The sequence below is a fragment of the Tenacibaculum sp. SG-28 genome (assembly GCF_002954385.1).
Lineage (GTDB): Bacteria > Bacteroidota > Bacteroidia > Flavobacteriales > Flavobacteriaceae > Polaribacter.
The window spans coordinates 58,613-84,003 of record NZ_MQVY01000001.1; the positions used below are offsets into that span (position 1 = coordinate 58,613).

25 protein-coding genes and 2 pseudogenes are annotated in these 25,391 nt (G+C 34.3%); 12 read left to right on the forward strand and 15 right to left on the reverse strand.

Features of this window, described 5'->3' with window-relative positions; genetic code table 11:
* Nucleotides 1-50 precede the first annotated feature (50 nt).
* On the reverse strand, nucleotides 51-326 hold the full coding sequence (locus tag BSU00_RS00220; protein ID WP_105002615.1) for a hypothetical protein: 276 nt from the start codon (nucleotides 324-326) through the stop codon (nucleotides 51-53).
* An 8-nt stretch (nucleotides 327-334) separates the two neighbouring features.
* A complete protein-coding gene (locus BSU00_RS00225) occupies nucleotides 335-868 on the reverse strand; it encodes a hypothetical protein (RefSeq protein WP_146104769.1) in 534 nt (177 codons plus the stop codon).
* A 273-nt stretch (nucleotides 869-1,141) separates the two neighbouring features.
* Between BSU00_RS00225 and BSU00_RS00230 the strand changes: the two genes are divergently transcribed.
* From BSU00_RS00230 to BSU00_RS00245, 4 genes are all read left to right on the forward strand, one after another.
* The gene (locus tag BSU00_RS00230; protein ID WP_105002617.1) at nucleotides 1,142-1,645 is read left to right on the forward strand and encodes a bifunctional adenosylcobinamide kinase/adenosylcobinamide-phosphate guanylyltransferase; all 504 of its coding nucleotides are present in this window, start codon (nucleotides 1,142-1,144) and stop codon (nucleotides 1,643-1,645) included.
* Nucleotides 1,646-1,651: 6 nt separating this feature from the next.
* Complete coding sequence (gene cobT / locus BSU00_RS00235; protein ID WP_105002618.1) at nucleotides 1,652-2,680, forward strand: nicotinate-nucleotide--dimethylbenzimidazole phosphoribosyltransferase; 1,029 nt, start codon at nucleotides 1,652-1,654, stop codon at nucleotides 2,678-2,680.
* 138 nt (nucleotides 2,681-2,818) lie between these two features.
* Entirely contained in the window at nucleotides 2,819-3,100 is a 282-nt protein-coding gene (locus tag BSU00_RS00240) for a response regulator (protein ID WP_105002619.1), read from the forward strand.
* A gap of 83 nt (nucleotides 3,101-3,183) precedes the next feature.
* Nucleotides 3,184-3,456: a hypothetical protein gene (locus tag BSU00_RS00245; protein ID WP_146104770.1), complete on the forward strand. Its 273-nt coding sequence runs from the start codon at nucleotides 3,184-3,186 to the stop codon at nucleotides 3,454-3,456.
* Between the two features lie 20 nt (nucleotides 3,457-3,476).
* Here BSU00_RS00245 and BSU00_RS00250 read toward each other — a convergent pair whose 3' ends face one another.
* The 4 genes from BSU00_RS00250 to BSU00_RS00265 form a co-directional block, all read right to left on the reverse strand.
* Nucleotides 3,477-4,724 carry an FAD-binding oxidoreductase gene (locus BSU00_RS00250; protein ID WP_105002621.1) on the reverse strand — a complete coding sequence of 416 codons (1,248 nt, stop codon included), beginning with the start codon at nucleotides 4,722-4,724 and terminating at the stop codon, nucleotides 3,477-3,479.
* 3 nt (nucleotides 4,725-4,727) lie between these two features.
* Complete coding sequence (locus BSU00_RS00255; RefSeq protein ID WP_105002622.1) at nucleotides 4,728-5,732, reverse strand: 4-hydroxyproline epimerase; 1,005 nt, start codon at nucleotides 5,730-5,732, stop codon at nucleotides 4,728-4,730.
* Nucleotides 5,733-5,820: 88 nt separating this feature from the next.
* Nucleotides 5,821-7,422, reverse strand: coding sequence for an aldehyde dehydrogenase (NADP(+)) (locus BSU00_RS00260; protein ID WP_105002623.1), 1,602 nt, complete (start codon nucleotides 7,420-7,422; stop codon nucleotides 5,821-5,823).
* A 62-nt stretch (nucleotides 7,423-7,484) separates the two neighbouring features.
* The gene (locus BSU00_RS00265; RefSeq protein WP_105002624.1) at nucleotides 7,485-8,411 is read right to left on the reverse strand and encodes a dihydrodipicolinate synthase family protein; all 927 of its coding nucleotides are present in this window, start codon (nucleotides 8,409-8,411) and stop codon (nucleotides 7,485-7,487) included.
* Nucleotides 8,412-8,547: 136 nt separating this feature from the next.
* Between BSU00_RS00265 and BSU00_RS00270 the strand changes: the two genes are divergently transcribed.
* Nucleotides 8,548-9,393 carry an AraC family transcriptional regulator gene (locus BSU00_RS00270; protein ID WP_105002625.1) on the forward strand — a complete coding sequence of 282 codons (846 nt, stop codon included), beginning with the start codon at nucleotides 8,548-8,550 and terminating at the stop codon, nucleotides 9,391-9,393.
* 80 nt (nucleotides 9,394-9,473) lie between these two features.
* Nucleotides 9,474-10,448 carry a type IX secretion system membrane protein PorP/SprF gene (locus BSU00_RS00275; protein ID WP_105002626.1) on the forward strand — a complete coding sequence of 325 codons (975 nt, stop codon included), beginning with the start codon at nucleotides 9,474-9,476 and terminating at the stop codon, nucleotides 10,446-10,448.
* On the opposite strand, the gene murI is transcribed toward BSU00_RS00275, so the two are convergent.
* The 8 genes and pseudogenes from murI to BSU00_RS00315 form a co-directional block, all read right to left on the reverse strand.
* Nucleotides 10,445-11,242, reverse strand: coding sequence for a glutamate racemase (murI, locus tag BSU00_RS00280; protein ID WP_105002627.1), 798 nt, complete (start codon nucleotides 11,240-11,242; stop codon nucleotides 10,445-10,447). The two genes, BSU00_RS00275 and murI, sit on opposite strands and share 4 nt — an antisense overlap.
* A gap of 62 nt (nucleotides 11,243-11,304) precedes the next feature.
* On the reverse strand, nucleotides 11,305-11,814 hold the full coding sequence (locus BSU00_RS00285) for an OmpH family outer membrane protein (protein ID WP_105002628.1): 510 nt from the start codon (nucleotides 11,812-11,814) through the stop codon (nucleotides 11,305-11,307).
* Between the two features lie 40 nt (nucleotides 11,815-11,854).
* A complete protein-coding gene (locus BSU00_RS00290; protein WP_233188525.1) occupies nucleotides 11,855-12,661 on the reverse strand; it encodes an OmpH family outer membrane protein in 807 nt (268 codons plus the stop codon).
* 61 nt (nucleotides 12,662-12,722) lie between these two features.
* A pseudogene (gene bamA, locus BSU00_RS00295) lies at nucleotides 12,723-15,292 on the reverse strand (outer membrane protein assembly factor BamA).
* Nucleotides 15,285-16,037 (reverse strand): isoprenyl transferase, encoded by a 753-nt coding sequence (locus BSU00_RS00300; protein ID WP_105002630.1) that lies wholly within the window; start codon nucleotides 16,035-16,037, stop codon nucleotides 15,285-15,287. The pseudogene bamA and the gene BSU00_RS00300 overlap by 8 nt, the downstream one beginning before the upstream one ends.
* A 3-nt stretch (nucleotides 16,038-16,040) precedes the next feature.
* Nucleotides 16,041-16,721: a DUF6089 family protein gene (locus BSU00_RS00305; RefSeq protein WP_233188526.1), complete on the reverse strand. Its 681-nt coding sequence runs from the start codon at nucleotides 16,719-16,721 to the stop codon at nucleotides 16,041-16,043.
* A gap of 106 nt (nucleotides 16,722-16,827) precedes the next feature.
* Nucleotides 16,828-17,723 (reverse strand): annotated as a pseudogene (locus BSU00_RS00310) (NAD kinase).
* A 33-nt stretch (nucleotides 17,724-17,756) separates the two neighbouring features.
* Nucleotides 17,757-18,416 (reverse strand): CBS domain-containing protein, encoded by a 660-nt coding sequence (locus tag BSU00_RS00315; RefSeq protein ID WP_105002631.1) that lies wholly within the window; start codon nucleotides 18,414-18,416, stop codon nucleotides 17,757-17,759.
* Between the two features lie 93 nt (nucleotides 18,417-18,509).
* On the opposite strand from BSU00_RS00315, the gene BSU00_RS00320 reads away from it, so the two are divergent.
* The 6 genes from BSU00_RS00320 to clpX all read left to right on the forward strand — a co-directional run bounded on the left by BSU00_RS00320 (nucleotide 18,510) and on the right by clpX (nucleotide 24,063).
* On the forward strand, nucleotides 18,510-19,226 hold the full coding sequence (locus BSU00_RS00320) for a pyridoxine 5'-phosphate synthase (protein ID WP_105002632.1): 717 nt from the start codon (nucleotides 18,510-18,512) through the stop codon (nucleotides 19,224-19,226).
* A 24-nt stretch (nucleotides 19,227-19,250) separates the two neighbouring features.
* The gene (locus BSU00_RS00325; RefSeq protein WP_105002633.1) at nucleotides 19,251-20,018 is read left to right on the forward strand and encodes an alpha/beta fold hydrolase; all 768 of its coding nucleotides are present in this window, start codon (nucleotides 19,251-19,253) and stop codon (nucleotides 20,016-20,018) included.
* A 150-nt stretch (nucleotides 20,019-20,168) separates the two neighbouring features.
* On the forward strand, nucleotides 20,169-20,513 hold the full coding sequence (locus BSU00_RS00330; RefSeq protein WP_105002634.1) for a phage holin family protein: 345 nt from the start codon (nucleotides 20,169-20,171) through the stop codon (nucleotides 20,511-20,513).
* Between the two features lie 149 nt (nucleotides 20,514-20,662).
* Nucleotides 20,663-21,997: a trigger factor gene (tig, locus tag BSU00_RS00335; protein WP_105002635.1), complete on the forward strand. Its 1,335-nt coding sequence runs from the start codon at nucleotides 20,663-20,665 to the stop codon at nucleotides 21,995-21,997.
* Nucleotides 21,998-22,114: 117 nt separating this feature from the next.
* The gene (clpP, locus tag BSU00_RS00340) at nucleotides 22,115-22,774 is read left to right on the forward strand and encodes an ATP-dependent Clp endopeptidase proteolytic subunit ClpP (RefSeq protein WP_105002636.1); all 660 of its coding nucleotides are present in this window, start codon (nucleotides 22,115-22,117) and stop codon (nucleotides 22,772-22,774) included.
* 50 nt (nucleotides 22,775-22,824) lie between these two features.
* On the forward strand, nucleotides 22,825-24,063 hold the full coding sequence (clpX, locus tag BSU00_RS00345) for an ATP-dependent Clp protease ATP-binding subunit ClpX (RefSeq protein ID WP_105002637.1): 1,239 nt from the start codon (nucleotides 22,825-22,827) through the stop codon (nucleotides 24,061-24,063).
* Between the two features lie 344 nt (nucleotides 24,064-24,407).
* Here clpX and BSU00_RS00350 read toward each other — a convergent pair whose 3' ends face one another.
* A complete protein-coding gene (locus BSU00_RS00350; RefSeq protein WP_105002638.1) occupies nucleotides 24,408-25,292 on the reverse strand; it encodes a hypothetical protein in 885 nt (294 codons plus the stop codon).
* Between the last annotated feature and the right edge of the window lie 99 nt (nucleotides 25,293-25,391).

A 25,391-nucleotide genomic window follows, 5' to 3' on the forward strand; every position in this document is an offset into this window, starting at 1 on the left:
ACCCGTTATTTTTAACGGGTTTTTTCGTCTGAAAACTCTGGTTATTATCTTCATCGTATACACTGCATTGGGTCTGGAAATTTATAGCTATATTCTAAATATTGTTTACTTTTTTCATTACATACCTTTTTATAAGCTGTTGTTGCTGTATTTTTAAATTCTGGAGGAGTAAGGCCCAAGTTTTTGCTAGCCAAGCGGTAAAATTTTTCCCGTAAGGGATGTTTGTCTGCACAGCCATTTATGATTTCTCCCCAAATATTTTTATGAAGTATCGCTTGAATTAATCCAATGCAGTCGTCTCTGTGAATAAGGTTAACAGGAGCCATTGCATTGTCTAGGTTTTTTTATTTGCCAAAAATCGACCTGGTTGCCGATCATTTCCAATAAGGCCTGCAAAACGTACTATTGTTAGTCGTTCGCTAAAGGCTTTAGAGAGGATATTTTCTACTGCAAGAATAGCTTTTCCAGACTGTTTTTTAGGAGTACAAATCAAGTTCTCATCTACCCAAGAGTTTGTGTTGGGATATACGGAGGTAGAACTAATGAAAATTACCTTCTGCGTATTGTTTATAAATGGCAAAACACTCTCAATTTGCCTCTGGTATAGCGCTACTATATTCTCAGATCTCTTTGGAGGAAAGCTAATAATTATACTTTCACTGTCTTTTAAAAATAAGGCTAAAGAATCGTTTAAATCTTCATTTCCTAAGGCAAATGTAAAAGGTATTATTCCGTTATTTTTAAATAGAATTTCTTTGGATTTTGATGTAGAAGAGCCTTTAACTTTATATCCCGCACTGACCAGAGATTTCGCAAGTGGAAAACCAAGCCATCCACAGCCTAATATGCTTATTTGTTTATTTCCCAATTTACCATTTTTTATGTCGCTGTTAACTGTTAGTAGAAACAGCCTGTCTATTTTCTTTATTATACGTGGTATTATCAAAGATACGTTAGGATTTATTAAATCAAACAGATGGTTGGTCTTTTTTTGTGACAATCGATCTCTGTAAGTTAATCTACTTTAGTAAATTAAGAAACTGTTAACATGACTTACTTATCTTTGGACATATGAATTTTAGTAACACCTCAAACATTTTCACTGAAATTCTATTATTTTTACCACTTTAAAAAACTAAACATGCTTTATTTTATTACTGGAGGCGAACGATCTGGGAAATCAACTTATGGGGAGAAGTTAGCACTTTCTTTATCAAAATCTCCGGTTTACTTGGCAACTTCAAGAATTTGGGACGCTAACTTTAAACAACGAATAGAGTACCACAGAAATACTAGATCGGAGGCTTTTATCAATAGAGAGGAGGAAAAGAATTTAGCCACTGCAATTTTTGAGGATGAAGTGGTTTTGATAGATTGCGTTACTTTGTGGTTAACTAATTATTTTAGTGACTTAAATTCTAATCTGGAAGCCTGTTTAGCACTAGCAAAGGCAGAAATAGATAAAGTAGTTTCTATAAACGCTACGGTAATATTTATATCCAATGAAATAGGAATGGGGATGCATGCAAGTACTCCAGAAGGAAGAAAATTCACTGAACTTCAGGGTTGGGTAAATCAGTATATCGCAGAAAAAGCAACGAAAGCTACGGTGTTAATTTCTGGTTTACCATTGCATTTAAAATAATATAAAATGATAAAAAGTACTTCCAATCATCCATTAGAACTCGAGTTACAAAACAAAATAAATTCAAAAACCAAACCACAAGGAGCACTTGGAAAGTTAGAAACCATTGCTTTGCGATTGGGAAAAATTCAACATACTTTAACTCCAGAAATAACACAACCAACAGTAGTGGTGTTTGCGGGTGATCACGGTATAGCAGAGGAGGGTGAAGTGAACCCTTTTCCTCAGGAAGTTACCAGCCAAATGGTATATAATTTTTTATCTGGAGGTGCTGCTATTAATGTTTTCAGTAAAACCAATGCCATCGCTTTAAAAATTGTAGATGCAGGGGTAAAACACGATTTCACCTTTCATTCAAATTTATGGGACCAAAAAGTAGCTATGGGAACCAAGAATTATCGGTATGAGAAAGCAATGACAAAAAAGGAATGTAGTATTGCCATGGAAAGAGGAGCTATCATTGTTCAGAAGGTGTTTGATAATGGTTGTAATACCATTGGTTTTGGGGAAATGGGGATTGGAAATACTTCAGCAGCAGCTTTACTTATGAGTTATGTCACTAAAATTCCTATTGAAGATTGTGTTGGTGCAGGTACAGGTTTACATTCGGAGGGGATTCTAAGGAAAAAGGAGATTTTAAAGGAGGTGTTCGCAAAACACGCACCTGCGTCAGCTTTAGAAGCGTTACAGTGTTTTGGCGGTTTTGAAATAGCCATGATGTGTGGTGCTATGTTAAAAGCAGCTGCCCTTCAAATGGTTTTACTCATTGACGGTTTTATTGTGAATGCAGCTTTGTTGGTAGCTAAAGAATTGCATGTAGAAGTTCTCGATTATTGCTTTTTCTCGCATTGTTCTAATGAACAAGGGCACCGTAAGGTTTTAGAGTATTTAAACGTCAAGCCGATACTTGAATTGGATTTACGATTAGGAGAAGGAACAGGAGCCGCACTAGCCGTTCCTATCGTAAAAGCATCTTGTGATTTTTTGAACCATATGGCAAGTTTTGAAAGTGCGAAAGTATCGGATAAAACGTAAATCACATCGACCCTTCTTTTTTGAAGAATTCAATATTAGCGATTTAGTATATATAGCTTCCAAGACCTTAATTTTACTAAGATTTATCTAGTTTACTTTTGTTTTAAAAGTGAAATTTAATAATTTTACACAAAAAGAATGAGCTTAACTAGAAAAGACCAAACTTTAAAAGTTTTAATTGTTGAGGATGAGGTAACTATAGCCAGAAATTTGTTTTCCATAGTGTCTCAATATGCAACTGTAAAGATGGTGCATACCTACGAAGATGCGGTTGCGATTTTACCAGATTATAAACCTTCCCTGATATTATTGGATGTAAACCTTGAGGCAGTTCTAAAAATGGAATTGATTTTGCGGCGGAATACAAAGAAAAATACCAATTCGAAGTTATTTTTATCACAGCCTATTTTGATGGCCTAACTTTTTCTAACGCCAGTAAATTGACTCCTTTAAATTACATTATTAAACCATTCAAAAAATCACAATTAGTTATCACTTTAAAATTGATAATTGCAAAAATATGGATGGAAGAAACTAAAAGAGAAGATATTTCCAAGCATTTAGAGGAACTCACCCCGAATGAGAAGAGAATTCTTTACCTTGTGAGCTTAGGATTGTCTCCAAAACTTATTGCGCTAGAATCTAAAAAATCCACCAAATCTATATTTGACGCACAAAAATTAATAGAGTCTAAACTAGGATTGGAAAACTCGGAAACATCACTTCTAGAGTGGTCTATCGCACAAAGGGATCACATCTTACAGGTTTTGCAATAGAAATTAAATTTTGTAATCTTCTATCGGTACCTTTCTACGTTAAAGGGGGAAAGGTTTAAACTTGTTTGTTTATCCATCAGTAATTCTGATATCAATTTACCGGTTGCAGGAGCTAGGCTCCATCCCATCATAGCGTGCCCAGTTGCAACGGTTACATTATTGTACTCGGATAATCTTCCGAGGTAAGGAAGGCCATCGGGTGAGCAGGGGCGAAAACCAGATTGTGCCTTTTTAATTTCTGTATGGCTTAATTTTAGGTTTTTAAAATAAGATTCGGAAGTATTTACCATTCCATTGATTTTAGTCAATTTTATTTTTGTATTGTATCCACCTATTTCCATAGTTCCGGCAAATCTAGTAAATCCACGCATTGGTGTTACGGCCACTTTCGCCTCTGTTAAAATGGATGGAATTGTTATTCCTGTTTTCTGCATTGTATCAATAGCATATCCTTTTCCTGGTTGAATTGGAATCGTGATACCTAATGTTTTTATCAATTGTGCAGTCCAAGCACCACCTGCTACTATAATTTCGTCTCCTTGAATGCATTTTTCGTTGGTTTCTATTCCAGTGATTTTAGTACCTTTTTTGATAAATCTTTCTGCCTTTGTCTGTTCGATAAAAAGAACGCCTTTTTTTTGCAGATATGCCTTCATTTTAGCCATAAATTCGATGGGGCTCGAATGGGCATCGCAGTCATAGTGAATAGCGCCATCTACCTGTAGTTGCGCATTGGGTTCTATTTTTTTAACCTCGGATGAAGATAGTCTTGTAACCTGTAATCCTTCCTGTATTGCTCTTTGTGCAATAGACCATTCTTGATCTCCTTTTCTTTCTGATTTAAAGTACATTAGTAGTCCTTTTTTTTCAAAGTGAAAGTCAAAATCTTTGGAAGTCCTTAGATCTTCATATAGTTCTTTGCTAAAAAGATTTATGTCTTTTAAAATAGGGATAGCGGTAGCTACTTTTTTAGCATTTGCTGCCTTTTTAAACAAGTATAACCATCTAAAAAATTCAGTATTGAGTTTTGGTTGAATGGCGAAAGGACTGCTCGAATCTAACATCCATTGTATGCCTTTTGAAATTACTCCTGGTGCTGCTAAGGGAATAATATGACTTGGTGTAATTATTCCTGCATTAACATAGGAGGCCCCTGACGATAGGTTAGATTTATCTATAATGGTAACTTTATGCCCTTCTTTTTCAAGGTAGTACGCACTACATAATCCTATGATACCTGCTCCAACTATTAAAATTTCTTTTGCCATTAGTTAAATTACTTGAAATCCGTAAGCATAAGGATCTTCGGTGTCTATCGTTATGGTATTATGACCATAAACTCTAGCCCATCCTTGGATGCTTGGAACTATTGCTTTGTATTTTCCTACTTTAGTTTCTTGCGTTACTCTTCCAATAAACTTACTTCCAATATAACTTTCGTGAACATAATCTTCATTTAAGGAAAGCAGCCCTTTTGTGTAGAGTTGCGCCATTCTTGCAGAAGTTCCTGTGCCACAAGGACTTCTGTCAATAGCTTTGTCGCCATAAAACACAGCATTTCTACCAGAGGAACCTTCATGTACTGTTTTACCGGTCCAAAGGATATGCGATACATCTTTAATGGTAGCATCCTCGGGATGCATAAAATTATTCGGATATTTTTTAGCAATTGCACTTCGAATAATTGGAGAATATTGAATCAGTTTCGCAGCAGTATAGTTTTCCACTCCTTTGTAGTTTTTTTGAGGGTCAATAATGGCATAATAATTCCCGCCATATGCGACGTCAAAATGAATTTCTCCTAATTCAGGACATGTGATCGATAGGTTTTCTGCGGCCAAATAACTTTTTACATTTGTTAAGCGCACCCAGTCTACCTTGTTACCAGTTTGTTGGTATATTGCTTGTACAATTCCAGCCGGAGTTTCCATGCTTATTTTACCCGGGTATTTAGGCGTTATGAGGCCTTCCTCAATAGCTATCGTTATACTTCCAATACTTCCGTGACCACACATGGGTAAACAACCAGATGTTTCAATAAATACAATAGCAAAATCGTTATTTGGATTCTCTGGAGGATATAAAATTGAACCACTCATCATGTCATGTCCGCGAGGTTCAAACATTAATCCTTTTCTTATCCAGTCAAATTCAGTAATAAAGTGTTTTCGCTTTTCGTGAATACTTTTTCCTTTTAATTCTGGAGCTCCTCCAGCAATTACTCTTACAGGATTACCACAGGTATGGCCATCGATACAAAAAAATGTTTTTTTCATTGGTGAACTATACTACCAACCCACCATCTCCATGTTAGAAAAAATACCCTTCTACATTTTTTCAGTTCGGAGAGGTGAAGTTAGTTTACTATATTTTTGAATTGGTGAATTGGTTGTTAACTAATCTTTTAATCTTCAGCGTGTTTTCATTTTGCAGTGCCACCGGTAAGAGCGAATCTGGCCAATTTTGAAAACTAAAAGGTCTCACCCATCTTTTTATAGAGTTTGCACCAACAGCAGTGAATCTAGAATCTGTTGACGCGGGGTAAGGTCCACCATGAACCATGGCATTACACACTTCAACCCCGGTAGGGACACCATTAAAAATAAGACGACCCACTATAGAAGATAAGACGGTTATGATATTTTTATACTCTTTTATTTCAGAATTATTTCCAATTATAGTTCCGGTAAGCTGTCCTTGTAAACTTTGCAATACCGCTGCAATTTGGTTTTTATCTTTACATATAACCACAAGAGAAAATGGGCCAAAAACTTCTTCTTGAAATCTTTGATTTTTAAGGAAGTTCGTTGCAGTAATAGAGGCTATACTCGGTTGTCCGTAATTATCGTCGCAGTGATTTGTTGCAGTAATGGAAGAAACATGCTTCTGTTCTACAATTTTTTCTCTATTTTTTTCAAAGGCTCCTTTAATCTTAGGATGTAACATACAGCTGGGTTCCACAGCTATTATTTCTCTTTTTAGTTTTTTTAGAAATAGCTGGAGTGCTGCATCATCAATAGCTAATAATAAGCCAGGTTTAGTACAAAACTGGCCGCTACCGGTTGTTATCGAATTAGCAAATGATACGGCAAGTTCTTCTCCTCTTGTTTTTAATGCCTCCGGAAGTAATACTACAGGATTAATACTTCCCATCTCTGCAAAAACTGGTATGGGAATATCTCTTTTTGCAGCAATATCTAGTAAGGCTCTTCCTCCGGTAATACTACCGGTAAATCCAACCCCACAGGTAGCGGGGTGTTGTACTAGTTTTTGCCCTACCGCAATTCCTTTGGAATTCAGGTTAGAAAAAACTCCGTTGGGCATATTTGTTTTTTTTGCTGCTGTAACAATCGCTGAGGCAATTAATGTTCCTGTACCGGAATGCATAGGGTGTGATTTTACAATGACAGGGCATCCTGCAGCCAATGCTGACGCTGTATCACCACCGGCAGTGGAATATGCCAAAGGAAAGTTACTAGCTCCAAAAACCACTACCGGACCAATAGGTATGTTCATTTTTCTAATATCCGGTTTGGGAATTGGTTTGCGTTCTGGAATTGATGTCTCGATGCAAGCCTCTATCCATGAATATTCTTCAACAACATCTGCAAAAAGACGTAATTGTAACAAGGTTCTGGCTTTTTCTCCATGAGCTCTATTCTTTGAGAGTCCTGTCTCATTGCAATACATGTTAATTAGTGTCTCCCCTAAGTTTTCAATTTCCTCGGCAATTGTTCTTAAAAAATTAGCTCTTTGTTTCGCAGACGTTTCCTTGTAGAATGGAAATGCTTTTTGTGCTAACGATAACGCATCTTCTATTTCCTGATCACAAGCTTCATAAAAGATAGTAGTATTGTCGACTTTAGTTGCCGGATTATGGGTCTTAAAGGTTATAGTACCATTAGATGATTTTTGAAATCCAATATAGTTTTCTCCAGTTATTTTTACAGTGTTTGCTATTGTCATAAAATTGGTTCGTTTTGAATTTTTATAAACTACCTCTGATTGTCCGTTTCCTAAAACTAGTATTATAATTCTAAAATTACTGCTAACGAATCGAGACAGGGACGACTTTTGATACCTTTTTCGATGATTTGCAATACCTGTGCTCTTTCTTCCCCTATTAATTGCAGTCTTGGCTCTCTTACGTATGGAGTTCCAATACCTGTGGCAACCTCTGCTAGTTTTATGTTTTGTACTAATTTAGTACTTATATCTAATTCTAACAATGGTAAAAACCATCTGTAAATCTCTAGCGCTTTTTCAATGTTTCCTTTCTTAATTAAATTATAAATTGCTACGGTTTCCTGCGGGAAAGCACAAACTAGCCCGGCGACCCATCCGTCTGCACCAAGGACCAAACTCTCAAGAGCTAGTGTATCTACACCACTTAAAATCGATAATTTTTTTCCAAATTTACTTTTGAGTCTTGTGATATTAGAAATATCTCTGGTAGACTCTTTTACGGCTTTGATATTGGGGCAAGATGTTACTAATTCCTCCAACATATCGATAGTTACTTCGATACCATAGTCAATAGGATTATTGTATATCATTACAGGTAAATCAGTTGCATTTGCAACTTTTTTGAAGTAGGTAATTGTTTCTCTTCGGTCTGCTTTGTATCGCATTGGAGGTAACAGCATTAATCCGTTTACACCATTTTTTTTTGCATTTACAGCAGCTTTGATTGCTCCTTGGGTTGTCTGTTCTGCTATATTCATGATAACGGGAATTGTTCTGTTTACAATTCTAAGGGTTTCTCTACTTAAAATTTCCTTTTCTTTGGTACTTAACGTAGAGGCCTCCCCGAGGGTTCCTCCTAATATGATTCCATGAACTCCAGCATTCATTTGTGCTTTAATGTTCACTTCAAACATGGTAAGATCTAATGTATCTTCTCTTGTGAATTTTGTGGTTACTGCAGGCATTACACCTTTCCAATCTATGTGCATGGTTCTTTATTTTATTGCCAAAATTAATGGTATCAAGTATGTGTTATTTAGATACAATTACCCTAAATTGATATTATATTATCAATTTTATATAAATATATGTGTATAATAAGTATATATACTATATATTTCCGCTATGAAAGTATATCCTTTTAAAATTCCAAAAGCACAAAATATTGGTTTAATTTACCAAGAAGATAAAGAGATTGTGTTCTACGACAAGTTGCATCAACACGATGAAATTCAAATTAGTTACATAGCTCGCGGTGAAGGAACATTAATTGTCGGAGATGCTGTTAAAGATTATTCTTGTGGTGATATAATTGTTGTTGGGGCAAATCAACCACATTTGTTTAAATCAGATCTAAGGTTTTCAGAGGAGTCCTACATGATTTCTTTATTTTTTACCAAAGAATCTTTCGGTGAATTATTTTTTGAATTAGATGATTTTAAAATATTAAAAACCTTTTTCCAATGGGCCGCAGTAAGCTTTAAGGTAATCCAACCAGAAACCAGATTGCGTGCTTATTTTTCCGAATTGTCCTATCGAAGTTCCTTTGAAAGATTCATCATTTTTATGAAAATTCTAGAATTTATTACCTTCTGTGAGAAGGAAAAACTTTCTTCTATGTCTTATGCAAATGAACTTTCGGATAGAGAAGGGAAGAGGATGCGTAACATCATAGACTATACTTTAAATAATTTTCATCTCCCAACAAACCTTGCTACTATTGCTAGTATAGCCAACTTATCAACCAATTCTTTTTGTCGCTATTTCAAACAAAGAACCAATAAAACCTACACGGTATTTTTGAATGAAATTAGAGTAGAGTACGCATGTAAATTACTGCGTTCTTCTGATGCCTTAGTTTTAGAAATTTCGGAACGTTGTGGATTTAACAATATTTCAAACTTTAACAGGAAGTTTAAGGAATTAAAGGGGGTGCCACCATCCCAATATAGAATTGCACAGCCTAATTGAAAAAACAGATAATTTTTTGATAAAAATTAACAGTCATTAATTTCCTGTTAAGTATCTTTGGTACCGTTATTTTAGAATGCATGAAAAAATTACGTTTTTTAACCCTGCTATTTCTTGTCAGTGTTTATTGTAAATCCACGGCGCAAGAGACCTTACCTATTTACTTTGATTATCTATCCGATAACGTGTTTTTGCTACATCCTGCTGCTGCGGGAATTGGGGAATGTGCAAAGCTAAGATTTACAGCGCGTCAGCAATGGGTTGGACTTCAAGATGCTCCGGAACTACAAACCTTAAGTTACCATTCTAAAACAGGAACGGACTCCAAGGCAGGATTTGGTGTAGTCTTATTTAATGATAAAAATGGATACCATTCTCAAAAAGCCATACAGGGTACCTACGCTTATCATCTAGACTTTGGTAGTGAAAATTTATTTAACCAATTATCTTTTGGTCTGTCTATGTCCGCAGTGCAAAATCAAGTAGATCAAACTGGCTTTATAAACGACCCAACTATTAGTCAGGTGATAGAAAGTAGTGCCTACTTTAATGCTGACTTTGGAATGGCCTATCACTATGGAGGCTTTGCCTCTTATCTTACCGTAAAAAATCTATTTCTATCGGCTAAAGATAATCTGAATTCGAATTTTGAATCGTTTAACCTTAGAAATTATATTTTTGGTGCGAGTTACTTTTTTGGAAAAGAAGATTTCCTACAGTTTGAACCGTCTATTATGTTCCAATTTAAAGAGCAAACCAAGGAAAAAATAGGAGATTTAAACTTTAAAGTCTATAAGAAATTTGACAAAACGCAATTATGGGCAGCACTTTCTTATAGAAGAAGTTTTGATGGGCAAGTTTTTGGAGATGCCTCTTATGTATCGCCTATTCTGGGGATTAATTATAAAAAAATCATGTTCTCTTACACGTATACAAAACAAACAGGAGATATTGTTTTTTCTAACGGTAACTTTCATCAAGTCACTCTTGGTGTAGATGTTTTTTGCAGAAAAAGACGTGCCTCAGCGTGTCCTAATATAAGCAATGGATTTTAGAAGTTTGTAGTTGATATCGTAACGTTTTTGTATTCCTTTACGATCTCTTTTATCAGAGCGCTGTTTTTGTTGCATAGAAATGTATAGCTTGGTTTTGTATTGGTAAACCTGTTGAGTTTTTGTTCGGTAAGTATTTTTTTGGTTTGGTTTGCTACCGCATATCCTGAATCTATAATGCGTATTTCTCCTCCTGTAATTTGTTCGATTTGTTTTTTAAGATACGGATAATGCGAACAACCCAAGACAATACAATCTACATTTGCTGCTTGCATTGGAGCAAGATAGGTTTTTAAAAGACGATTCATTTCAGGAGTCTCTATCTTTCCGGCTTCAATTAATTCTACCAATCCTTCACCAATTTGTTCAGTAACGCTAATAGTACTCTTTAAAGTAGCTGCGGTTTTTTCAAATAGCGCACTGTTTAGCGTCCCTTTGGTAGCCAATACTCCTATAGAATTTGTTTTTGTATGTAATGCTGCAGGTTTGATAGCAGGTTCAATTCCGATGAAGGATATCGAGGGGTATTTTTTTCGCAAGGTTTGTATGGCATTTGTCGTAGCAGTATTACACGCTACCACAATTAGTTTACAACCTTTAGCTAATAAATAATCTGTATTTTTTACAGAAAATTGTATAATGGTTTCCCGATTTTTTTGCCCGTAGGGAGCATTTGCACTGTCGGATAAATAAATGGTGTCTTCCAGTGGTAATACCTTTTGAATTTCTTTCCAAATGGATATTCCACCTATTCCAGAATCAAATATACCAATAGGAGCCTCTCTTTGTTTTGTCATAGTAACAAAAATAAAAAACCTACTAGTATAAGTAGGTTTTTTGTAATAAAGGATATTTTGTCTTAAAATCCTAATTTTGATTTAACAGCATCGTAAATATCGTCTCCCTTGTCGTAAACGATTAAACCTTTACCTGGAGATGCGTCAAAAACATAAATAATTCCTTTTTCTGCTGCTACTGCTTTTATTGCATCCTCAGCTTTCTTTAATATAGGAAGAGTTTTTGCTTGGTATTTTGCTTGCATATCCTTACTAGCTGCTTGTTCCGCTTGTTGGATTTTTAATCGGTCTTGTTGCACTTCTGCTGCTCTTTTTTGATTTTCTTCTTGCGTTTGCGCTTTTCCTTCTGCTTCGTATTTCTTTACTTTAGCTTCTAGTTTTTTAAACATTGCCTCTATATCATCACGATAGGTTTTATTTAACTTTTCCAAATCAGCTTTCATTGCTTGTGTATCTGGCATTTCCGCTAATAATTTGTCAGTGTTAATATGTGCAGTTTTTTGTGCGTTTACAACACCGTTCATTCCCATCGTAAAAATTGCAACTAATAATAACGTTTTTAAATGTTTCATCTTTGTCGTTTTGATTTAATTTATTGTCTCTATTTTTTATTTATTTACTTTCGTTTTTCTTTTCTTCTTCTAATTTATTCTTTTCTTCTTTAGCTTTTTTTAATGCTTCTCGTTTTTCTTGTAATAATTTTCTCTTGTCTGCTTTGGCTTTCAGTGCTGCCTGTCTTTTTTCTTCTATCCTTTTAATTCTTTCTTCTCTTTCGGTAAGCTTTTTTTGTTTTAATGCTTCTTTTTTCGCTTTAGCTTCTTTTTGTTGTTCGGTTAAATTATCATCTTTTAACAATTCTTTTTTTGCTGCTATTTTTTCTTTCTTCGCTTGTTGTCTCTGATCTATATTAATCATTTTTACAATTAGGTCGCTAATATCGTGTTTTTTATTAGAATATAGCATTACTAATTCAGAAGATTTATCAAAAACAAAATCATATTTTTTTCTTGTTGCTATAGTTTGAACTGCATTATAAACCTGGTCTTGAACTGGCTGCACTAATTGCTTCCTTAGGTTAAACAGATCTCCCCTAGGGCCAAAGTATAAGGATTCTAATCTTCGCAGGGCTTCTTGTTTAATTTGAATATCTTCTTCACGTTCTTCGATTAAATCTTTGGTTAAAATTGCTTTTTCTGTGGCGAGATCACTTTTTATTAGTTCAATATTTCTCGCTTCTTTATCTAATTGATTTCTCCATTTCGTAACCTTGGCATTTAATGATTTTTGGGCTTCTGTATATTCAGGTATGTTTTGCAATATATATTCCATATCAATGTATGCAATACGTTGTGTTTTTTGACTAAACAACGTTGAAACTGTAAGTAAAAGAACGAAGGCGTATACGTTTTTTTTCATCATTATATAATGTGTTAAGGAAAAACCGTGCCAAAAAAACCTGACACCTTACAAATGTAAGGTTTTAGAACTGTCTTCCAATAATAAAATGTGTTTGCCAGCCAGATTTTTGAGGGTTAATTGTATTTTCAAGACCAGGTAACGGATCAAAGCCATGAGCAAAGTCGATACCTAGTAAACCAAAAGCGGGCATAAAAATACGAACCCCGAGTCCTGCCGAACGTTTTAACTTAAACGGATTAAAATCGCTAAAATTGTCATAAGAGTTACCAGCTTCTAAAAACCCTAATGTATAGATAGAAGCAGATGGTTTATCGGTTATGGAGTAGCGTAATTCTAACTGAAACTTATTGTAAATTGCACCTCCGTCAATATCACTAAGACTATTGTTTTCATATCCTCTTAAACCTACTACCTCTCTACCATCTAATTGTCCTTGCGCAATCCCATCTCCACCAACAAAATATCTTTCAACGGGGGTAAGACCTAATTCGCTATTGTAATATCCTAAGAAACCAATTTCAAAGTTAGACATTAGTACTAATTTTTTTGCTAATTCAGTATACCATTTTCCTTTGGCGGATATTTTATAATATTCTAGCCATTTGTATTTGTCGGCAAATAATCTTGTTCCTCCGGTGATCCTGGGTATGCATCATCAGGTCTTGAATAATCTTTATTGTTCAAGAGAGAGTATGGTATTGTAGCTTTGGCGCGTAGCGTAAAATCCGATCCATAGGTGGGGAATATCAAACCAGGACCAGCATCTTTTCTATTTAACGCTATGGTATACGCTAAATTATTTAAGTCACCTTGGCTTAATATGTCATTTGATGAACCCACGCGATACCCATAGTTGTTTAATTCAATTCGTTGGAAACTTATTGATTGTGATAACGAAAAATAATCATCCGGCCAACGCAATCGTTTACCAAGCCCTATTTGTGCACCAATAATACCTAAATTTTCATCTCTTATAACATTATTGGTTTGAAAATCAAAGCGATACTGATTCGAGTAATATACAGAGAAAGACAAGGATTGTGGCTTTCTTCCACCTAACCAAGGTTCTGTAAAGGAAAAACTATAGGTGCTGTAGGTTCTACTAGCTTGCAGACGAAGTGATAAACTTTGTCCATCTCCCATGGGAAGCGGTTTGTAAGCTTCCTTATTGAATAAGTTTCTTACAGAAAAATTGTTAAAAGAAAGACCAAGTGTTCCGATAAAAGATCCTCCACCGTATCCACCTTGTAATTCTATTTGACTTCCACCTTTTTCTACTACAGAGAATTCTATGTCGGTAGTTTTGTCTTGATAGTTTGGGTTAACATCTGGAGTAACATTCGCGTCAAAAAAGCCCAATTGCCCTATTTCTCGGATCGATCGGATGATGTTTTGACGACTAAATAAATCTCCTGGCTTTACTCGCAATTCTCTGTATATTACATGGTCGTTTGTTTTATCATTACCAACCACAGTTACTTTTTTAATAGTTGCCTGCTCGTCTTCACGAATTCTAATTTCTAAGGTAATCGAATCGTTTTCAACCTTGGTTTCTATTGGGTTGATTTGTGAAAATAAATAACCGTTGTTTTGGTAAAAACTTTGTAAATCTTGTGAGGTCGGTGTACCATCTCCAGAAATTCGTTCTTTGAGTACTTTTCCGTTGTAGACGTCTCCTTTTTCAATGCGTAACAAACTTTGAAGTTGTTTGTCTGTATAATTTTTGTTTCCAACAAACAATATATCTCCAAATCTGTACTGACGTCCTTCCTCTAGTCTAATACTTAAATTGATGGTGTTATCATTATTCCACGTTACATTATCGGATAATATTCTTGCATCTCTATACCCATTTTCACTATACTTTTCTAAAATTGCCTCCAAGTCTTCCTTGTAGTCTTCTTGTATATATTTAGAACTCTTCCAAAAACGACCTAACATTTTTTGTTTGGTGTTTTTCATGGCAGATCGAAGGGTTCTGTCAGACAATGCTTCATTCCCTTCAAAATTTATTTCTCTAATTTTTATTCGATTCCCGCGATCGATAAAAATACTCATACTTACAGTATTAACATCTGAGCTATCTTTTTTAGTATCTAGGTTTACTTTTGTTTTGAGAAATCCTTTATCGGTATATTTTTTGGTTATGTAGTTTTTGGTGGTTACAATAAGATTTTCTGTAACCATCATTCCTTTTTTTAGTTCTGTCTCTTTTAGAATTTCTTTTTTCTTCGATTTACTTATTCCTGAGATTGTCACATCGGTAAGCTGTGGAAGTTCTAAAACATCAAATTGAAGATATACTGTTTCGCCATCTAATTTTGAAATGTAAACATCTACTTGGCTGAACTGTTTACTTTCATATAATTTCTTTATGGCGCTAGTAAGTTTATCTCCAGGAAGTTTAATGGCTTGTCCGTTGATAAGGCCGGTGTATACTCTAACAGTTTCTTCGCTAAATTTTTGAAGACCGGTAACCGTTATACCTCCCAATATATAATCCTTTCCTTTTTCGTATTGGATAACATTGTTGTTTACAGCAGTAGTATCTTTAACTGTTTCTTGTGCTTGCGTATTTCCTATAGTTAAGGCACTAACTAGTAGTACTACTAAAAATGAAATCTTATTCATTGGTTTCAATCTGTTCACTTGTTTTTCCAAATCTTCTCTCCCTGTTTTGATAATCTAATATGGCGTCGTAAAGATGTTCTTTTCTAAAGTCTGGCCATAGTAAATCTGTAAAGTAAAATTCTGCATATGCCATTTGCCAAAGTAAAAAATTACTTATTCTTTGCTCTCCACTTGTACGTATCATTAAATCAACGTCAGGCAAATTAAATGTATATAAATGATTATTTATAATATTATTGTCAATTTTTTCAATTTCGATTTCATTATTAACAACTTTTTTAGATATGTTTCTAATAGCGTTAACAATTTCTTCCCTAGAACCATAGCTCAGCGCAAAGGTTAAGGTGATTTTGGTGTTGTTTTTTGTTTTTTCGATTACATTGTTTAGAACTTTTTGCGCTCTTTTTGGTAAGTTTTCCGTATTTCCAATAGCATTTACCTTCACATTTTTTCTAATAAATTCTGGTAATTCTTTCTGTAGGTTAATAATTAAAAGATTCATTAAGGCTTCTACTTCCAGTTTTGGTCTATTCCAATTTTCGGTAGAAAATGCATAAAGTGTTAGGTATTCAATGCCTAAATCGCTTGCAGTATCTGCCGATTCTCTGATTGCTTTTAGGGCGTTCCTGTGACCAAAAACCCTTTGCATCCCTTTCTTCTTCGCCCAACGACCATTTCCATCCATTATGATGGCAATGTGATTAGGTTTTTTGTGTGAATTAATACTAAGTAGTTTTTTGTCCATCTTTTATTTCGTTAGTCCACTGTAACACTGCGGTTTGCCAAAGGTATAAACTATTGCTAAACCAGAAAAGACATACCAATCATTTCCATTACCCGTAAAATTAAGGGCGGAGATTTCTGCAGTGCTGTAATCCAATTCATCGGTAAATGTGTATCTAGCGCCTATCTCAAAGGATATGGCTATATTGTTTATCAATTGTCCTTTAAACCCTACACCAACGGGTATACCGTATGAAAAATCGCTCCTAAAGAGCACATTATTATCGGGAGTTAAACTTTCAGGAGCTCTGTAGTTAAATGCAGCAAATTCAACAAAGAGATAAGGGGTGTATCTCGTTTTGTAGTTCGCAATGTTGTAGTCAAAATAATTTATTTCTATTCCAACCGCAATCTCATGAATCGTATTGCTAAAGCTTCTTCCTTGGTTTTTTCTATAGGCATTATCCGAGTCGATATCATTTCCTTTAATAGGAAGGTACGTATAAGTTCCTCTTGCTACTATTCTAGGATTAATGTTGTATTTGTATACAAGCCCACCAGCAAATTGGTTGGGATAAATATAATTTGTCCTACCAATATCCCCAATGTAATTAGACCCACCAAAAGAGAATCCAATTTCATGGCTTTGTGCCACGGAAACAAAAGTTACGAGTGTAAATAATATGCTTGAAATAAATTTTTTCATTGTAAAAATAGCTGGCAAATATAAGGATTTGTATTCGCTTTAAAAAGTTAATAATAGGTCTTTTTTGATTAACTTTTTTTTACATTTTTATTGTAGAATGCGCAACTTATAGTGACTCGTTTCTAGTATCTTCACCCCATAGTAATTTGCTTCTTAATGTTTTTAAATAGGATTCATTATTTGGTAAAATGCTTTTAATTGTAAAAGGCGCTTTTCGAATTTTAATCTTAATTTTTTTATTTGCAGTAGCAATTCTAGAGTCTAAGGTGATTAGAAAATCTTTTTCACGAGCACTTACCTCTAATTCAATAATCGTTTCGTCCGGAATTACAATTGGTCTTGCGTTCAGGTTGTGTGGCGCAATCGGGGTAATTACGATGCTTTTAGAATCGGGTAATATTACCGGTCCTTCGCAGCTTAAGGAGTATCCGGTAGATCCTGTAGGTGTACTGATAATTAGGCCGTCAGCCCAATAGTTTGTTAAGTATTCGCCATTCAAATAGGTTTTAACTCCGATCATGGAAGTGGTATTTCTTCTGGCTATGGTGATTTCATTTAACGCAAAGTCTATTTCCTCAAATGCTTTAATTTTGGGATCTGTTTCAATTTCTAGTAAAGTTCTCTCTTGGATGCTGTAATCGTTATTGAGTAGTAATTCGATTGCTTGTTCAATTTCGTTTTTTTGTACAATAGCTAAAAATCCTAATCTCCCTGTGTTAATTCCCATAATAGGATGTTGAGGTCTCTAACATAGGTAACTGCTCTTAAAATTGTTCCGTCTCCACCAATTGTAAATAAAACGTCGAAAGAAGAGGACAGATCATTAAAATGTGCGAAAGTTGGATATTTTTTATCCAATATGTCATGTTCTATGAGCAAGTCGTAAAAGGCTTTTTCAAAAAATACGACTATCTGTTTATTTCTTAGAATATCCAATAAAATCAATAATTCTTTCTCTGAAGATATGGTGTAAGCTTGTCCGTATATGGCTACTTTTTTCAAGATATGTAAATTTTAGGTGATATAATAATTGGATTACATGTCTAGATATTTCTTTAGATATCGAGCTCTGTCTTTAAGTTCTTCTAGGTAGTTGTCGTCATCGTGTTGTGTTAACACGGTATAGTCATACCTTCTGAAAGTTTGAATAATTTCATTAATGATACTCGTGGATACTTTTAATGTGATTTGAACAATATCTTGCCCTGCATGAGAGATATACATTCCTAAAAGCTTACTGTTATTGCTTTCGATTATTTGTGCTATTTCACTCATGGAATAGTCATCCTTGTTTTTTTGTATCATTAACGTTTCGCTTTCAATATGTAAAAAAGGACTGTCTGCAAAAGCATCGAGAATGTCACCTAATTCGTAGTAACCAACATAATTTAAATCTTTGTCTATTACAGGGATAAAATTACTATCGTTATCTGCAAAAAGTGCCACTAAGTCTAATAGTGTGGTATTCAGATGCGTGTAAAAGTGATCTAATAAATAGTCTAATTCTTTAATACTGTCTTCCTTGTTTTCGATGGTTTGAATGTCTCTTTTTGGCAGGCATCCAACTAATTTACCTTTTTTGAGTATTGGTAAATGCGTTAAAGGCAACTCCTCAAACAGTTGCTGCGCCGAAAGAATAGAAAAATCTAAACCAAGCTCTTGAATATCATTGGATATGAAATCATTAATTTTCATTAGTATCTATATAGGTTAAAATGATTTAATGAATTACTTTTGTAAGGTATTAATTAGTCGTTTTGTAATGACGTAAAATAGACTGAAACACCCATGACAAAGTTAAGTGTAAATATAAACAAAATAGCAACGCTAAGGAATTCAAGAGGAGGGAATGTTCCTAATTTGATAAAGGTAGCTGAAGATGTACAACACTTTGGTGGAGAAGGTATAACAATACATCCAAGGCCTGATGAACGGCATATTCGGTATCAAGATGCATACGATTTAAAACCTGTTGTTTATACAGAGTACAATATTGAAGGCAATCCGATACCACAATTTATGGATTTAGTCTTAGCAATAAAGCCAACACAAGTGACGCTTGTTCCAGACGGTGAAAACGTATTGACTTCCAATGCTGGATGGGATACCGTTAAACACCAATCTTATCTAAAAGAAGTTATTGCCGAGTTTAAAAAGGAAGGTATTAGAACCTCTATTTTTATTGATACAGATAAAAAATTAATAGCAGCAGCAGCCACAACAGGTACCGATAGAATTGAGTTGTATACAGAAAAATATGCTAGAGAGTATGAATTAGGAAACCAGGAGGCTGTTAATGCATATAAGGAAGCTGCAATATTGGCAAGTGATCTAGGGCTAGGGGTAAATGCTGGGCATGATTTAAATCTTGATAATATTAAGTTTTTTAAAGATAATGTACCGGGATTAGCTGAAGTTTCGATTGGGCATGCTCTTATTTCAGAGAGCTTATATCTCGGGATTGAAAACGTAGTTAATATGTATTTACATAGATTAAAATACTAACGAAGAAGTAAAAGGTTTCATGTAATGCAAGAACTGTATTCAAAAATTATAGGAGAAGGAAAGCCTCTGTTGATTTTACACGGCTATTTTGGAATGGGCGATAATTGGAAAAGTTTAGCTACTAAATTTTCGCAAATGAACTTTGAAGTTCATTTGATAGATCTCAGAAATCACGGTAGAAGTTTTCATTCGGAAGTTTTTAATTATGAGGTTATGGTTGCTGATATACACAATTATATTACCGCAAATAATCTTGAAAAGGTTTCTGTTATAGGGCATTCTATGGGAGGAAAGCTAGCGATGGCTTTTGCAGCCCAATATCCAAGCATAGTTAAAAAATTAGTTGTTGTGGATATCTCCCCAAAATACTACGTTCCGCATCACAATGAAATTCTTGCAGCACTCAATGCCGTTGATTTTTCAAAACAAAATACAAGAAAGTTGGTCGATGGTAAACTTGCGGAGTATATTGAAGAAGTTGGTGTGCGACAATTTTTGTTAAAATCAGTATTTTGGAAGGAGAAAGGGGTTTTAGATTTTCGCTTTAACGTAAAAGCACTTACAGTGAATAACAAAGAAGTTGGAAAAGAACTTGCTGCAAAAGCTTTTTATCTTGGTCCAACACTTTTTTTATCGGGAGAAAACTCTGCCTACATTAAAGAGGAGGATGTTTTGCTAATTAAAAAACATTTTTCAAACGCAGCCATAATTACTATACCTCGCGCAGGTCATTGGTTACATGCTGAAAATCCGGGCATTTTTTTTGACGAGGTTTCTAGATTTTTGCAATAGAAAATATATGGTAATTTGATGTTTTCGTTTTTTTGGTAAGTTCTTGATTTCTAACATCTCTTTATTACAGAAAGAACTGACAAAAATGCAGTATTATGGTTTTTGGTACAGTTATGGTATTGGTTATCTCTGAATGAAAAAAAATTAACAATGAAATTTTTATTGAAACTATTATTAACCGCTGTAGCTGTTATTTTTTTATCTAATATTTTACCCGGTATCTTGGTAGATAATTACACTACTGCAGTAGTTGTGGCTTTTACGATTGCATTATTAAATATGTTTGTAAGGCCTTTATTGGTATTCTTTACCTTGCCGGCAACAATACTTACATTTGGCTTGTTTTTATTTGTTATTAATGCAGTCATTGTACTTTTAGCAGGGAAACTAGTAACAGGTTTTGCCGTTAGTGGTTTTTTTACGGCACTATTGTTTAGTTTGTTACTATCCGTATTTAGATCTATGTTATTTGCATTGATCAAAGAAGAGTCATAGCGTAAATACAGAATAACAAACTCATAACCAGAGTTGAACCAAGTTATCGAATATATAAATGTGTTAAATACTACTTGTTGTCAAAAGTCTTGGTTCTCAATAAGAAAAGTAGTAATTTTGCACCCGATTTTAAAGAAACAGAATTTAAGATGAACATAACAAAAGAAAACGTAGATGCATTAAATGCAATTGTAAAAGTAGATATTGTTGCAGAGGATTATAAAGAAAAAGTAACAAAAGTACTTAACGATTATCGTAAAACTGCAAATATACCAGGATTCAGAAAAGGGCATGTGCCAATGGGAATGGTAAAAAAACAGTACGGTAAAGCGGTGATGATTGATGAAGTAAATAAACTTTTGCAAGAATCGTTGAATAACTTTTTAGTAGAGGAGAAGTTGGATATTTTAGGGAATCCATTACCAAAAGTTTCTAATGATTTTTCATGGGATAAAGATCAATTTTCTTTTGAGTTTGAATTAGGTTTGGCTCCTGAGTTTGATGTGGATTTAAAAGCTAGTAAGGTAAAGCAATACAATATAGTTGCCACCGAAGAATTAATCGACAAAGAGGTTGAAAACATTAAAGATCGTTACGGTAAATTGGTTTCTCAAGAAGAAGCAACGGAGGAATCTAGCTTAACAGCAACGTTTGTAAATGAGGAGAAAGACATCAATAATAAGGCGACCTTTGCTATATCGGATGTTAAAGGTAAGGTGAACAAGAAAAAATTAGTAGGTAGTAAAGTTGGCGATAGCATTGAACTAAATACCAAAAAGCTATTTGAAGACGAGACCAAATTACAACAAGTACTTGGGTTGTCTAAGGAAGAAATAGATGGGTTAGAGATAAAAGTAGTACTTACCATAGAGGAAGTTAATATTACCGAGCAAGCAGAGTTAGATCAAGAATTGTTTGATAAGTTATTTGCTGATGGAAGTGTAAAAACAGTAACCGATCTAAAAGAGAAGATAAAAGAAGATGCAGAAAAACAATTCCAACAACAGGCAGACCAACAATTGTTAAATTCGATTACAGAGTCTTTAGTTGAAAACACAAAATTTGACCTTCCAAGAGAATTCCTAGAGAAATGGTTGCAAACTGCAGGAGAAAAGGAGTTAAATGCTGAAGAAGCTGCAGCTGAATTTGAAAAGTCTGAAAAAGGGTTGCGCTATCAATTGATTGAAGGGAAGTTAATGAAGGAAAATAGTACTCTTGCCATAGATTATAAGGAGTTGTCCGATTATGCTAAAGGTTTTATCAAGTCGCAAATGGCCCAATTCGGGAATATGAATCCAGAAGAAAAAGAATTGGAGGATATAGCTGGAAGAATTTTATCGAACCAAGAAGAAGCAAAACGTCTTCAGGATCAATTGATGTCTCAAAAGCTTATTACATTTTTCAAAGAAAACATGAAATTTGATACGAAAGAGGTGTCCTACGAAGACTTCATCAAAGAGGTTTACAAGGTAGACGAAAAGTAATACATTATTTGTTTAAAAGCCTGAACAATTGTTCAGGCTTTTTTGCTTTCTACTTAACGTTACTTTTATTTTATACTTCTTATATTTACATATTAATAACTTGAAATAACTTTACAAATGGATTACGGAAAAGAGTTCGAAAAATATGCCACTAAACATCACGGAATAAGTAGTACCTATTTTGGAGAAATAACAAGCAGTCTTACTCCATACATTATGGAGGAACGCCAATTAAACATAACACAAATGGATGTTTTTTCTCGTTTAATGATGGATAGAATAATATTTTTGGGAACGGGAATTAATGACCAAGTTGCTAATATTATCCAGGCACAATTATTGTTTTTAGAAAGTGTTGATGCTAACAAAGATATTTCCATCTACATCAACTCTCCAGGAGGAGGAGTGTATGCAGGTTTGGGTATTTACGATACGATGCAATTTATAAAACCTGATGTTGCAACTATTTGTACTGGTATGGCAGCCTCTATGGGAGCTGTGTTAATGTGCGCAGGAGAGAAAGGGAAGCGCTCTGCGTTACCACATTCTCGAATCATGATTCACCAACCACTTGGAGGAGCCCAAGGACAGGCCTCAGATATGGAGATTACAGTGAAAGAAATTGGGAAGTTGAAAAAAGAACTTTACGATATTATAGCATTACATTCAGGGCAATCTTATGAAAAAGTTCACGAAGATTCGGATAGAGATTATTGGATGAAAGCAGAAGAAGCGAAAGCTTATGGTATGGTGGATGAAATCCTTGCCAGAAAATAAAACAGAAACTAATGCTGGTGAAATTAGTTCATCAGATAAATGAGGATATCATGTCGAAAGAAGAAAATTTACAATGTTCCTTTTGTGGTAGAAAAAAGTCAGAGACAAATTTATTAATTGCTGGATTAGATGCGCATATTTGTGATAAATGTATCGAACAAGCTTATGGTATAGTGCAAGAAGAAATAGCAGAGTCTAAAACGAGCACTTTGTCTAAAGATTTGACATTAAAAAAGCCTAAAGAAATAAAAGAATTTCTAGATAGTTATATTATCGGACAGGTGCCCACAAAAAAAGCGATGTCTGTGGCTGTATACAATCATTACAAACGATTATTACAACCTGTAGATGACGAAAATAATGTAGAAATTGAAAAGTCTAATATCGTTTTGGTTGGAGAAACAGGTACCGGAAAAACTCTTGTAGCTAGGACTATCGCTAAAATGTTGAATGTTCCTTTTTCTATTGTTGATGCTACTGTATTAACACAAGCGGGTTATGTTGGAGAAGATGTAGAAAGTATTCTAAGCAGGTTACTGCAAGCCGCTGATTACGATGTAGAAAAAGCAGAGAGAGGTATTGTTTTTATTGATGAAATTGATAAAATTGCGCGAAAAGGTGACAACCCGTCTATTACAAGAGATGTTTCCGGAGAAGGTGTGCAGCAGGCCTTATTAAAACTTTTAGAGGGTTCTGTTGTAAACGTAGCCCCCAAAGGTGGTAGAAAACACCCAGAACAAAAATTCATTGAAGTAAATACCAAAGATATTTTGTTTATTGCAGGAGGAGCATTTTCCGGAATAGACAGAATAATTAGTAAGCGTTTAAACATGCAAGCTGTTGGTTATAGTGCAAGTATAGACGAGGATAAAATTGACGAAAATAATCTATTGCAATACATTATTCCATCAGATTTAAAAAGCTTCGGGTTGATTCCAGAGATTATTGGAAGGTTGCCTGTTTTAAGCTACATGAATCCGTTGGATGCAAAAACGCTACGAGCAATTTTAACAGAACCGAAAAATTCTATCATTAAGCAATACCAAAAGCTATTTTCTATGGATGGTGTGGAGTTTTCTATGGAAGAAGAAGCATTACAATATGTAGTTGATAAGGCAGTTGAGTACAAGTTAGGTGCCCGAGGGCTACGTTCTCTTTGTGAGGCAATTTTAATGGATGCTATGTTTGATTTACCAAGTTCTCAAGAAAAAACCTTTGTTGTTGATAAGGCATATGCAGAAAGTAAATTAACTAAGAATGCGTTGGCAAAATTAAAAGCTGCTTCTTAATAACAGCAGTTTATTTAGTATAGTAAAAAAGTCTCGTTTGTAAACGGGGCTTTTTTTTCAAGTATTTTAATGTATGATACTATTTTTGAAAGGTAAGAAACGGTTGTATAAAGAAAGAGAAAAGAAATAGTCCCCTAAAAATATTTCTTTTCTCTTGTTGTCTATAATAAATTATGATGAATAATTATACTCAAATTTAATAAAGAAGCTTAAAAAAAAGAATACAATTAGATAACTAGCAAAATTTCATCGATTAGTGGTATGCTTTCTAGTGTTAGATACTTAGTGTCTTACGTCCCGATTAATGTAAGGTGCTAATTTACTCATTTAGTGATTTCTGACTTTTATTCAAGCGATGGTAGGGTGCTAAATTTTTGAATCCATATGTTTAATTCCTCGTTGCTGAGATTGTATTTTTTTACTAGTTTACTTTGCTCTGTTTGCAGGTGTTTTTTGTTGAGAATATTTTTTTCATACTCAGCAACTACTTTTTTTTGAAAGTTTTCCTCATAATTTTTTACTGTACTGCTTTTTTTCTTCTGTTCACTTGTTTTCACTGCATTGTTTTTTATGGAGTTTTCCATGTCCTTGTCACTCAAATAAGAGGTGTTTGCATCTTTGTACCAAATATCTTTATTTTCTTGGTATGCAAACTTGTTTACAGTGATAAAACGAAGTGCATTATCACTTGCGTCTAAGTTTTCAAGCGATGCACAATTCGATATGTCTAGTTCTTGCAATCTGTTGGTATTACAAAATAAATCAGTTAGAGCGGTATGTTTTCCTAAAATTAAGGTTTCTAATTGGTTGTTGTCGCAACTTACTGTGGTAAGGAGTGTATTGTCTCTTATATTAAGTTCTTTTAGCTGGTTGTAGGAGCAATTTAGAAACGTTAGATTTTTATTTTTTGAGAGATTTAAGTTTTGAATTTTATTATTACTACAGTCTAACCTTTTTAAATTGGAGAAGTGTTCAATACCCGAGAGGCTTTTAATGGCAGAAAATACATTTGGTAAGTTTTTATTATTCTCAGGATTGTTGATGTTTAAATTGATTATCGTTTCTGCATCACTTCGCAAAATATTGCCATTTAAGCCGTTAGAATCAAGGTTTAAATCAATGAGTGCTTCTTCAAATCCAATATCCGGAATTGGAATAGTTTCTTGCGAATAAATATAGGATAAGTGACTTACTAATACTATTATTATATAGTGTTTGCTGAATTTCATAATAAGGGGATTTGCCAACAAATTTATAGAATTTTATTCTTGTTTTCAATTTAAATAAGTGCTGCAATAATCCGTTATATTTGTAACCAATAGTTTTTG